Here is a 13,727-nt window from a genome sequence, read left to right on the forward strand (position 1 = left end):
CGCGTAATCCGCATACTGCACCTCGAGCGGCGCCCACCCCGGAACCTCACCCCGAGAACGAGCCTCGTACGCCACCATCACATCACGCGTCAACGGCCCCATCGACACACCATCACCACTGATGTGATGAACCACCAGCGCCAACACGAACTCCGACTCCGACACCGCGAACAACCGCGCCCGAACCGGAACCTCCACCGCCACATCGAAACCGGTCGACAAGAACTCCGTCACCGCACCGACGACATCGGACTCCGACACCGCCACCGGCGACAAATCCAACCGCACCCGATCCGCAGACAACACCTCCTGGAAGCCGACACCGTCGACCTCCGGATACACCGTCCGCAAAATCTCATGCCGCGCAACAACATCCGACACAGCAGCCTGCAGAGCCGCCACATCCAACAACCCCGACAACCGAATCGCCACCGGAATATTGTTCGCCGACGACAACGTATCGAAACGGTTCAAGAACCACATCCGCTGCTGCGCCAACGACAACGGCACCCGCTCCGGACGCACCCGAGCAGTCAACGCCGCCCGCGCACCCGAACCGACCTCCGACTCCACCCGAGCAGCCAACAACTCCACCGACGACGCCTCGAACAACACCCGCACCGGAACCTGCGCATCCAACGCCTGCCCCAACCGCGCCGCCACCCGAGTAGCAATCAAAGAATTACCACCCAAAGCAAAGAAATCGTCATCCAACCCGACACGCTCGACCCCGAGAACATCCCCGAACACCGACGCGACGATCTCCTCCACCGCCGTCACCGGAGCCCTGAACACCGCGGCCTCGAACACCGGCTCCGGCAACAACTTCCGATCCAACTTCCCCGACGCATTGAGCGGAAACGCATCCAACACCATGATCAACGACGGAACCATGTACGACGGCAACACCGTACGCAGCGAATCCGTAAGCGCCACAACATCAACCACCGCACCCGACGCCGGCACCACATACCCAACCAAGCTGTCACCCGACTTGGAGTCAGAGTGCATCACGACGACGGCGTCGTTGACGTTCTCATGTGTGAGCAGGGCTGATTCGATCTCACCCAGTTCGATCCGCTGACCACGCAACTTCACCTGAAAATCGCTACGGCCGATGTACTCCAGCTCCCCCGATTTGGTCCATCGAACCAAATCTCCGGTGCGGTACAACCTGGCGCCGGCTGATCCGAACGGATCGGCGACAAATCGCAGCGCCGTCATAGCAGGCTCACCGTGATATGCACGAGCCACCTGCGGTCCACCCAAATACAGTTCACCGGCCACACCCACCGGCACTGGCGCCAACCGGCCGTCAAGCACAACAGTGGACGTGTTAGCGACGGGCGAACCGATCGGGACGACCATCGCCTCAGAAGTCGCCTCCCAAGCTGTTACCACCTCGACCTCGGCAGGCCCGTACCAGTTGTGCAGGCTCGCCGACGCGTACCCGCTGAATCGGCGTACGGTGTCGGCGCTCAACGCCTCTCCTGCGACAAAGACGCGACGCACCGACTCCGGCAGCGGCGCGGGCACCGCGGACATGAATGCGTTCAACATCGACGGAACGAAATGCACAGTCGTGACCCGCTCTTGCGCAATGGTTTTCGCAAGATAATCTGCGTCCCGGTGTCCGTCGGGAACCGCGATGACCAGTTTCGCTCCAGTTTGGAGAGTCCAGAACAATTCCCAGACCGAAATGTCGAAGGTGATCGGCGTTTTGTGCAGTACCACATCCGAGCGATCAAGCCTGTAGGTCGCCTGAGCCCACACCAACTGGTTCACCGTTGCGCTGTGTGTAATCGCAACGCCCTTGGGGCGACCTGTCGAACCTGAAGTGAAGATCAGATACGCCGTGTTTTCCGATCGCAAAGGCGAATTGCGTTCAGAGTCGGCTATCCGGCGAGATGGGAACCCGTCCAAGTTCAGAGCCTCGACAGTCACCATCCGTCGACCCGTCGACGCGAACTGATCGCGAGCGGTAGTCAGAATCAGTACCGGATCCGCCGCCTCTACGACGTACTCGGTGCGTTCTGCTGGATGATCTGGATCGATAGGAACGTAGGCGCCCCCAGCCTTCAGAACGGCGTAGACCGCAACCACGAGGTCAATGCTCCGACGCATCGCCACACCGACCAACTGCTCAGGTCCGACTCCTTCGGAAATGAGGTGACGCGCGAGTTGATTGACCTTGGCATCGAACTCCGCATACGTAAGTTCAATTCCGTCCATGGCCAACGCGACAGAGTTAGGCGTCCGCGCAACCTGCTCGTCGAACAACGAGACCAGCGTCGCATTGTCCGAGCACAAAGAACCGGCCGAAACAGCTTGCGCCAGTACCTGTTCACTCTCGCTCTGTGAGAGTACGGGAATATCACCCACCAGTACGTCCGGAGTTGCGGACACTGTGTTCAGAATTCGCAACAGACGATCGACGAATTCCAACACCGTTGATTCGTCGAACAGGTCGGTTGCGTAGTTGAACGACCCGTGCATCCCCGAGGGTTCTCCCGACTCGCTGATGACCTCGGACAGAGTGATCTGAAGGTCGTATTTCGCCGTTCCCGAGTCCGCTTCGATCCCGGAAATCGTGAGTTCTGGCAACACGAACTGCGTTTGCGCAAAGTTCTGGAACACCAACAAAACCTGGAACAGCGGTGAATGCGCAGTAGAACGCACGGGGTCGATCTCATCCACCAACCACTCGAACGGCACATCCGCATTGGCAAACGCCGATAGATCGATTTCACGCACCTGCTCCAGGAACGAACCGAATCCTTCCGACGCTTCGACGTTCGTGCGTAAGACCAGCGTGTTGACGAACATACCAATCAGATCGTCGAGTTCGGCCTCGCCGCGTCCTGCGACAGGAGTACCAAGGACCACGTCCGGAGAACTGCTCAGTCTGGACATCAAAACAGCCACCGCCGCGTGAATGACCATGAAGACAGTCACGTTGTGGCCCTCTGCGAGCCTCGACAAGCCTGAATGAAGGCGTGCATCGACTGTGAAATCGACTGTCGCTCCGCGCAATGACTGAATCGCCGGCCTGGCACGATCCAAGGGGAGATTCAGGACCGGCGGAACGTCAGCCAACTGCGCGTGCCAGTATGCAATCTGCTTCGACGCGATCGAATCCGGGTCGCCGTCCGAGCCCAACATCTCGCGTTGCCACAACGCATAGTCCGCATACTGCACTCCGAGAGGCGCCCACCCCGGAACTACGCCCCGAGATCGGGCCTCATACGCGACCATGACATCGCGCCCGAGTGGACCGACCGAGGAACCGTCTCCGGCAACGTGGTGGATCACGACAACCAACACGTAGTTGTCAGAGCCAAGGCTGAACAGTTTCGCTCGAACGGGGACCTCAGCACCGACGTCGAATCCCTGTCCGACAACCTCTGCTACGCGCAGCATTACAGACTCGGCGTCGACCTCGACTGGACTCAAGTCCAGCACGACATCTTCGGGTGGAACAATTACCTGCATTGGTCCATCTGTATCGCTTGGGTACAATGTTCTGAGCGACTCGTGCCGTGCCAGGACATCGGAAACAGCAGCTTTCAGCCCCGCCACGTCCAGCTTCCCTGAAAGCCGGATCGCGAGAGGAACATTGTAGACCGGCGACTCTGGGTCGAGTTGGTTCAGAAACCACATCCGTTGCTGTGCAAGGGACAACGGCACCCGCTCCGGGCGCACCCGAGCAGTCAATGCCGCCCGAGCACCCGAACCGATCTTGGTCTGAACTCGGGCAGCCACGCCCTCGACCGAGGACACCTCGAACAGCACCCGTACCGGAACCTGCGTATCGAGCGCCTGCCCAAGGCGGGCAACCATCCGAGTCGCAATCAGCGAATTGCCACCCAAAGCAAAGAAATCATCATCAAGCCCGACCCGATCCACACCCAACACCTCGGCGAAAACCGAGGCAACCGACTCCTCCACCGGAGTCACCGGAGCCCGGAACGCCGCAGCCTCGAACACCGGCTTCGGCAACAGCTTCCGATCCAACTTCCCCGAAGCATTCAGCGGGAACGCATCCAACACCATGATCTGCGACGGCACCATATACGACGGCAACACCGACCCCAACGAATCCACAAGCGCCGCAACATCAACCACCGCTCCCGACGTCGGCACCACATACCCCACCAACTGATCACCGGTCTTGGTCGACACCACCGCCACCGACGACACCGACACCGACACATCGGCCACCAGGGCCGACTCGATCTCCCCCAACTCGATCCGCTGACCCCGGAACTTCACCTGGAAATCGGTGCGCCCGATGTACTCGAGCTCCCCCGACCAGCCCCACCGCACCAAGTCCCCCGTGCGGTACATCCGATCGCCGACACTGCCATGAGTGAACGGATTCGCCACGAAGCGATCCGCCGACAAATCCGGACGAGAAACATACCCACGAGCCAACTGATCACCCGCAAGATACAACTCACCCGCAACACCCGCCGGCACCGGACGCAATCGCGAATCCAAGACGAAAACCTGCGAATTCCACTGCGGCACACCAATAGAAGCCACACCACCGTGGACAGCATCCGTCACATCCGCGAACGTGATCGACACCGCGGCCTCGGTCGGACCATACAAGTTGTGAACCCGCGCGCTTGAAACAACACCGAAATCGCGCACCGTCTGCGCCGGCAACGCCTCGCCGATGACGAACACATCACGCAGCGAATCCAACTGGCTGGCAGAGACTTCCCCCGCGAACACCGACAGCATCGTCGGCACGAAGTCCGTCACCGTCACACGCTGATCAGCGATCACCGACGCCAAATACCCCGGATCCCGATGACCGTCATGAGTGGCCACCACCAACCGAGCACCCACCGCCAACGGCAAGAAGAAGCCCCACAACGACACATCGAACGTCGTCGCAGTCTTCTGCAAATACACATCCGACCCAGTCAGAACATACTGACCCTGCATCCACGCCATCTGATTGACGATCGCCTCATGCGAAACCGCCACACCCTTCGGCTTCCCCGTCGACCCCGACGTGAAAATCACATACGCAGCATTCGAACCACGCAGCGGCGCAACACGATCCACATCCAACACAGGCGCATCCGAGAACCCGGACACATCCAACTCGTCAATCAACACCACATCGAACTCACCCGGCAACACCACACCGTCACCAGCAGTGGACAACACACACACCGGCGCCGCGGTCCCGAGAATATGACCATTGCGCTCGACCGGATGATCCGGATCCAACGGCACATACGCCCCACCCGCAGCAACCACCGCATACATACCCACAACAAGATCAACCGACCGACGCATCGCCAACGCCACCAACGACTCCGGCCCCACACCCACCGAAATCAGATACCGCGCAAGACGGTTCACCCGAGACCCGAACTCCGCATACGACAGAGACTGTCCCTGGAACATCACCGCCACCGCACCCGGCGTCGCCGCCACCTGCGCAACAAACCCGTCGAGCAACAAAGCGTCGTCAGTCAACTCGTGAACGGTGTCATTGACCGTCACCAACACCTGCGATCGCTCGTCCTCACCGAGCAACTCCACATCCCCAACAACCGAATCAGGCTCCGCCACCATCGCTTCCAGAACACGCACCAACCGCTCCGCAAACGAAACAACTGTCGACGCGTCGAACAGATCCGTCGCATACGTCAACGACATCGGCATCCCCACACCGACGCCGTCCTCCTCCAACGGCGTCACCGTCAACTGCAGATCGAACTTCGCGATCTCGACACCGGCGTCGAAACCGGCAATCGACAGTCCCGGCAACTCCACGACATCCTGCGCCATGTTCTGAAAGAACAGCGCAACCTGGAACAACGGATGATGGGCCTGCGACCGCGCCGGATCAAGCACTTCCACCAAACGCTCGAACGGCACGTCCTCGTTGCCGAACGCCCCGAGATCGACCTCACGAACCCGACCCAACAACGCCGAAAAAGACTCCGAAGAATCCACCTCGGCCCGCAACACCAACGTATTGACGAACATACCGATCAGATCGTCCAGCTCCGGCTCACCCCGCCCTGCGATCGGAGAGCCCACCACAACGTCGTCACTACCGCTCAGCCGCGCCAACAACACCGCCAACGCCGCATGCACCACCATGAACAACGACACATTACGATCAAGCGCCAACTGCTCGAGCGCTCGATGTAACCGCGCCTCTATCGAAAACTGGTAACTCGCCCCCTGATTGGATGCCACCAACGGCCGCGGGCGATCCGCCGGCAGCTCGATCCGCTCCGGCAACCCCGCCAACACCGACGTCCAATACCCCAACTGCTCGGACATCAACGACGACGGATCGCCCTCGGACCCCAACACCTCACGCTGCCACAACGCGAAGTCCGCGTACTGCACCGCCAGCGGCGCCCACTGCGGAACCTGACCACCCGCACGCGCCACGTACGCCACCGACACATCACGCACCAATGGCCCCAACGACACGCCATCAGCAGCAATATGGTGAATCACCAACGCCAATACAAACTCCGACGAGCCCGTCTGGAACAAACGAACCCGCAATGGCACCTCGACCGTGACATCGAACCCCTCTGCCACCACTGGCGTCAGCACACCGAGCAAGTCGGCCGCGTCGACAGTTTCGGGCAATACAGTTCCCACGAATTCGTCCACCGGAAGTACTTGTTGGAACCCGATGCCCTCGAATTCCGGGTAGACGGTCCGCAACACCTCGTGCCGCGCAACAACATCCGACAGCGCTGCGGACAGTGCCGAAACATCGACGGCACCGGACAACCGCAACACGATCGGAATGTTGTTCACACCAGACACAGAGTCGAATCTCGACAAGAACCACATCCGCGACTGTGCAAGGGAAAGAGGTATCCGCTCCGGACGAGAGCGAGGGGCCAAGGCAATTCGCACATGCCCCGCTGAATCTGACAGAACAGATGCAAGTCCGGAGACTGTCGAGTACTCGAACAGCGTTTTGACCTGAACCCGCACATCGAAAGCCGCACTGAGACGCCCGGCCAATTTCGCAGCAATCAACGAGTTGCCGCCGAGTTCGAAGAAGTCGTCGTCAGCGCCGACTCGGTCCACCCCCAAGAGTTCTTCGAATACGCGCGCGACCAGGACCTCACCAGCGGAGGATGGCGCTACAAACTCTCGGGCCTCGAATACGGGATCAGGAAGTGCTGCCGAATCCAGCTTTCCTACCGGCGTCAAGGGGATCTCGTCGATGACAACGACAGCCGCCGGAATCATGTGACGGGGAAGATCCGTCTTGACCACTGCCAGGACGTCATCCCCGGACAACACGGCTCCAACTGCAGGAAGCACATAAGAGATTAGAGCCGTTTCACCGCTGGGCAACACTCGCCCGAGAGTTGTCACAAACTCGACCCGTTCGTCGAGTGCGATGACCGCGTCAATTTCAGTCAACTCGATGCGGAAGCCACGGATCTTGACCTGGGAATCGGACCGTCCGACGTATTCGACGCTACGATCGCCGGCAGCACTTTCCGTCCACCGCACCACGTCCCCCGTGCGGTACATTCGTTCACCCTGGGCCCCAAAGGGATTCGCGATGAATCGATCGGCCGTCATTCCTGCCAAATTGTGGTATCCGCGCGCAACCTGCGGCCCTGCAAGATAGAGCTCACCCGTAGTCCCCGTCGGTACAGGCTGCAAGCGAGCATCCAATACCAAAGACGCTGCACCACGAATCGGACCACCGATCGTGACGGGATCACCCGCGCCGAGTTCCGTCATGTTCGTGACGATCGTCATCTCGGTCGGGCCGTACGCGTTGAAAAAGTGGCGTCCGGGCGCCCACTTCGCGACCAACTCTGGCGGACACGCCTCACCCGCGACCACGACGACAGCAACATCGTCGAGTCCAGATGGATCCACCGATGCGAGCACCGAAGGAGTAGCGCCGACATGCGTCACTCGCTCTGTCTTGATCAGCTCGGCTAGCTCGGGCCCACCGTAGATGCTCGATGGGGCAATCACCATGACGGCGCCTGCTCCGATCGTCTCGAGTAGTTCGAAGATCGATACGTCGAAGCTTGGAGTCGTGAAGTGCAAAACCCGTGAATTGCCGTCGAGCGACAGCATGCGAATTTGCTCTCGCTGCAGGACGGCTAGCCCCGAATGCGAAACAACAACACCCTTGGGTCGCCCTGTGGAGCCGGATGTGTAGATGACGTACGCGGCGTGCTGCTCACGCAGTGTTCTTACCCGCTCGTCATACGTCACTGGCGCGCCGGAGACAGCGGCCAACGACTCGACAGTGTCCGAAGCATCGATCGAGATCCACCCGACCGAGTCAGTTAACCCGGCGCGTGCACCCTCAGTGGTCAACCCGACCGAAACTCCAGAATCGCTGATCATGTAGGCCACGCGATCGGCTGGATAGTTCGGATCAACCGGGACGAAGGCGGCGCCGGACTTGGCGACTGCCCACAGTGCCAGAACGGACTCGATGGACCGCGGTATCGAAATTGCAACCCGATCCTCTGGCCCCATGCCGCCGGCGATCAACAATCTCGCCAAACGAGACGATTGCTCGTCCAACTCTGCGTATGACAGCGAACGTCCTTCGAACCGCAACGCCTCCCGCTCGGGCCCCAGCTCGACGGCCGCCGCCAGCAGTTGCGGAAGCAACGATGTGCTGGCACGACGGCCGCGTGCCGGACGCTCTCGACGTGCCTTGCGAGCTACCGACGTCCCTGGCGTCACACCATCGGAGCTCATGCGGTCACGACCTGCACTCGAACGGCATGCTGGAGGAACACGTGCTGCGTCAAGACAATTTCACCTTCGCTTTGGTACTGCAGTTCGATCAGTATTCGCAGGAATCCGATCACTTCCGAGGTTCTACCCTTGACCTGGGCAAATCGCGTTCGACGTCCCGGTAAAGCCCCAATAGTTGATCGGACACACCGAACCATTGTTACAGCTGTCGCGGAGTGGACATCATCGGACTGTTCGGGATATGGGAGTCCATCGACTTCCTGAACGGCGGCGTCAGCTCAGAGTCCACGTCGCGGGATCACAGGCCAGGCGTAGATCAGGCAGACCTCCTTCGACGACATCTGTGAAGACGTCTGTCGGACCAACCGCGTGCGAAACCCACTCCTCTTCAAGGAGCTCGTGTACCTCTGCGTCCTTCGCCTCTTCCGAGGAAAGAAGTACGACGCCACCGACCGCCCCGCCAAGCAGAATCGTCAGAACCGATGTTTCATCGTCGTCGGGACCGAAGTACATCAAACGCGATTCGTAGTCGACGTCGTGCTTTTGCGACATAGCATCCAACTTCGCTGCGAGCTCTCCATGGGTGATCTGGTCAGAGTGTGATCCGGTAACCACGACCGCGACGTCGTCCCCACTCAGCGGACGAAGCCGATCCGTGTAGTTCACGGAACGACTCGAATACGACGCCACCAATTCGACAACCCCGGACTCGTTCAGGTCGAGGATCGTATCCAGCGCGACATCAGAATCTGCACTGCCCGAAGTCAGCGTCAAGGCCACACTCGGGTTTGTTCCTCTTCCAGGCGTACGCGCTGCTCCTGTTGTAGTTCCCACGAGTACTGCCGCGCCTGCTTTGGACAGCGCCCAGATCGCCACTACCAGTTCGATGCCACGCAGCCCTGTCATCGCAACTGCGTCACCCGGGCCGATCCCAAGACTGATGAGGTGGCGCGCAAGGCGAGATGATCGTGCATCGACCTCGTGGTATGTCACTTCCTCTTCATCGCACACGACTGCTACGGCGTCAGGATCAGCCTCAACGGAGTTCGCCAATCGCTGTGGCACGAGTCGGCCCGTCGAAGCGCCAACGGCCGGGGGTGGCGTTGTGTCCACGGAGCCGAGGACTTCTGCTCGTTCGGAGTCGGTGAGCAGTTCGATGTCACCGATCGGACGTGAAGGATCCGAGGACACCCGATCGAGAACGCGTACGAATCGCTCGACATGTGCGTCGGCGGTCGCTTGGTCGAAAAGATCGGCGGCGAAAACCAAATGGCCAATCAGTCCTCCTGTGATCGGATCAGAACTGAGATTGAGTTGGAGGTCGAACTTCGCAGTCGCCTCCACACCCTCGACTGCCGAGATCTTCAGATCCGGCAGACTGAACTCGGCTCCTGCCATCGGTTCGACCGACAGTGCAACCTGGAAAAGCTCGTTCGCTGACGCCGACAACGCGCCGGTAACTTCCTCGAACGGTATGTCGCCGTTCGCAAATGCCTCGAGATCGACATTTCGAACCAGCGAGACCAATTCGCCGAATCCTGCTCCGAGGTCCGGAGCGGTCCTGAGTGCGAGCGTGTTGACGAACATTCCGACTATGTCGTCCAGTTGCTGCTCACCTCGCCCGGCTACAACTGTTCCGATCGCGAAATCTCGGCTTCCGCTCAACCGTGAGATGAGAACTGCAAGCGCGGCATGCACAACCATGAACAATGTGGCGTTGTGTTCGCGCGCAATCTCGTTGAGCCGCGTCGCCGTGTCCGCACTGACGGAGAACTCCGAGACACCGGCCTTTGCAGACATCTGCGCGGGTCGCTGACGGTCGGAAGGCAATCCGGGCGTCGACGACACACCGTTCAACGTCCGGCGCCAGAAGTCGAGTTGCTGTGCAGCCTGCGAGCCGATCTCGTCGACGCTACCGAGCACTTCGCGCTGCCAGATCGCGAAGTCCGCGTACTGAACAGTCAACGGCGTCCACGACGGCGCGGTACCGCGCATGCGGGCCTCATAGGCGACCATCATGTCTCGGGCCAGAGGTCCCATCGATTCACCGTCAGCGGCGATGTGATGAGCGACCAAGACGAATATGAAGTCTGCCGGCCCCAACTCGAGCAACCCAGTGCGTACAGGTACTTCCTGAGCGACGTCGAATCCGGTCGTCACCAACTCCACGACGCGATTGAACGCCGCGGCCTCGTCGTCCACCTGAATCGTTTCGAGAGGCGAAAGGAGTTCGTCGATCGCGACGATCTTCTGAACCGGCCCTTCGATGTCACTCGGGTAGCTGGTCCGGAGCGACTCATGTCGAACCAAAACGTCGTGAAGAGCCTGGCGCAAAGCCGCGACATCCAAGTTCCCTGTCAATCGCAGAGCCAACGGAATGTTGTATGCCGCAGAACCGGGATCCATCTGGTTTACCAACCACATTCGCTGCTGGGCCAAGGACAGAGGAAGACGTTCTGGACGTTCCCGCGCCTCCAACTCCATCCTCGCACCGGAACCTGCGGTCTTTTGCGCTACTGCAGCCAAACCTTCCACTGTCGAGTTCTCGAACAGCACGCGCACCGGGACCTGCGCATCGAGCGCCTGTCCCAATCTTGCTGCCAACCTGGTAGCGATCAACGAATTACCACCCAGCGCAAAGAAATCGTCATCCAGACCGACCCGCTCCGCGCCCAACACATCTCCGAACACCGACGCAACAATTTCCTGCACCGCTGTGACCGGCGCCCGAAACTCTGCTGCCTCGAATACCGGTGACGGGAGAGCCTTTCGATCCAATTTGCCCGAAGCATTGAGAGGAAGCTCGTCGAGGACAAGAACCTTCGAGGGCACCATGTACGTCGGAAGCACGGCCCGGGCAGACTCCAGAACTTCGGACGCATCTACTGCAGTTCCCACGACATACCCGACCAGGCTGTCGCCGAACGTCGCATCGCTGTGCAGGACGACCACCGCATCTGAAACCGCCTCGTGCGAGATCAGAGCAGATTCGATCTCGCCGAGTTCGATACGCTGCCCCCGCAGTTTGACCTGGAAATCCGATCGGCCGATGTACTCGAGCTCGCCCCGACCGTTCCACCTGACGAGGTCGCCGGTTCGATACAACCTGCTGCCGCCATCTGAGGCGCCCCTCTCCCCGCCCGCAAAGGGGTTGGCGACGAAACGCTCCGCCGTCAACGCTGCTCGGTTTCCGTATCCGCGACCGACACCGACACCACCGACATACAACTCGCCGATCACGCCCGGCGGCACCATACCCAACGACCGATCCAGAACGAACAGATCCATGTTCGGCACCGGTGCACCGATCGGAACGCTGACGGTGTCATGCGCAGTCACTGCGTGGAACGAGACCACGTCCGACGCTTCCGTCGGGCCGTAACTGTTCACCAGGCGTACGCCGCCTGACAACAAACTGCCAAGACGATTGAGCCGGATCGACTCGCCTCCAAGGAACACAACATCGAGAACGCTCAGAGCAGACTCCTCATCGGAATCCACCACGGCTTCGAATGCGCTCGGCGACATGTTCGCCACTGCGACGTCACCGTGCCCGACGCGAGCGACGATCGCATCCGGATCGAAACCGTCTGAGGCAAGCACTGCGGTCCGACCGCTGCTCAGCGCTGCCCAGACGTTCTTCTGCGTCAGGTCGAAACTGGGTGAAGACGCGATCAAAAGAGCACCAGTTTCGGGCAACTCGCTGCGATACCAGGCCACCGTATTCTCGATGCCCGCCATCGGCACCAACGTCGGCTTCGGACGACCAGTCGAACCGGATGTCGAAATGACATACCCCAAGCGGTCCCCCGCACCGAGCTCACGCCATCGATCCGTCGGCCCCTCCACAATCGGCGAATCGCGAATGATGCTGTCGAGGACGATGACGTCCACCGCCAGATCGAGAGTCGTCGTACTCACCGCACATCGGGCGCCAGTGTCGGCAATTATCGCTTCGATCCGATCCTGTGGGTACGACGGATCGATCGGCCCGTACGCAGCACCCGCCTTCCACGCCGCCAACATACCTACGACCCACTCGACCGACCTCGGCACGATCAACGCGACGACGTCATCCGGACCGACGCCGGCCGCCGTCAATCGCTCGGCCACCACGTTTGCGTAGGCGTCGAGTTGCCCGTAGGTCAGCGCCTCGCCATCGCACTCGACGGCAAGAGAATCAGGGGTCTGCCCAACCTGTTCGTCGAACATCGCAGTCAGGGAGGCCCCTGCCAACGCTGTGCGCCCACCAGTGGACCAGCTGAGAAGGTTGCTGCGCTCAGCAGCAGTAAGTACGTCGATATCACCCAACCGAACTGACGGATCGACGGTGATCGCAGCAAGGATGCGCCCGAACCTGTCGGCAAAGCCAGCCACAGTCGACTCGTCGAACAGATCCGTCGCATACGTGAATTGCGCCGCCATCCCCGCCGGCGCACCGGACTCGTCGAACTGCTCGACCATGGTCAACTGCAGATCGAACTTCGCCGCCACGGTGTTGGCGTCGACGCCCGCAACTGTCAGATCACCAAGTCGAAGCACCGACTGCTCCATGTTCTGGAACGACAGCATCACCTGGAACAACGGATTGCGCGCCTGCGACCGCGCCGGATTGAGCACCTCCACCAAACGCTCGAATGGGAGATCTACATGCGCAAACGCACCCAGATCACCCTCACGAACCCGGCCCAACAACTCCGAGAACGACTCCGAAGAATCCACCTCCGTTCGCAACACCAACGTATTGACGAACATCCCGATCAAATCATCGAGAACCTGCTCACCACGACCCGCCACCGGAGTACCGATCGCAATATCGGACGTACTCGACAACCGCGCCAACAACACCGCCAACGCCGCATGCACCACCATGAACAACGACGAATTCGACTCACGCGCTATCTTTTTCAGAGACGAATGCTCAATTTCTCCGATGACGAACGCATGCTTGGCCCCACGATTGGACGCCACCGCAG

At 60.3% G+C, this 13,727-nt stretch carries 2 protein-coding genes; both read right to left on the reverse strand.

Annotated elements, in window-relative coordinates; translation table 11 throughout:
* On the reverse strand, positions 1-8,751 hold an 8,751-nt coding region (locus FEZ59_RS29655), incomplete at its 3' end, for a non-ribosomal peptide synthetase (RefSeq protein ID WP_172933565.1).
* Positions 8,752-9,024: 273 nt separating this feature from the next.
* Complete coding sequence (locus FEZ59_RS29660; RefSeq protein WP_346343263.1) at positions 9,025-13,722, reverse strand: amino acid adenylation domain-containing protein; 4,698 nt, start codon at positions 13,720-13,722, stop codon at positions 9,025-9,027.
* Between the last annotated feature and the right edge of the window lie 5 nt (positions 13,723-13,727).

Source organism: Rhodococcus sp. MS13 (genome assembly GCF_013277835.1).
GTDB classification, from domain to species: domain Bacteria; phylum Actinomycetota; class Actinomycetes; order Mycobacteriales; family Mycobacteriaceae; genus Rhodococcus_F; species Rhodococcus_F erythropolis.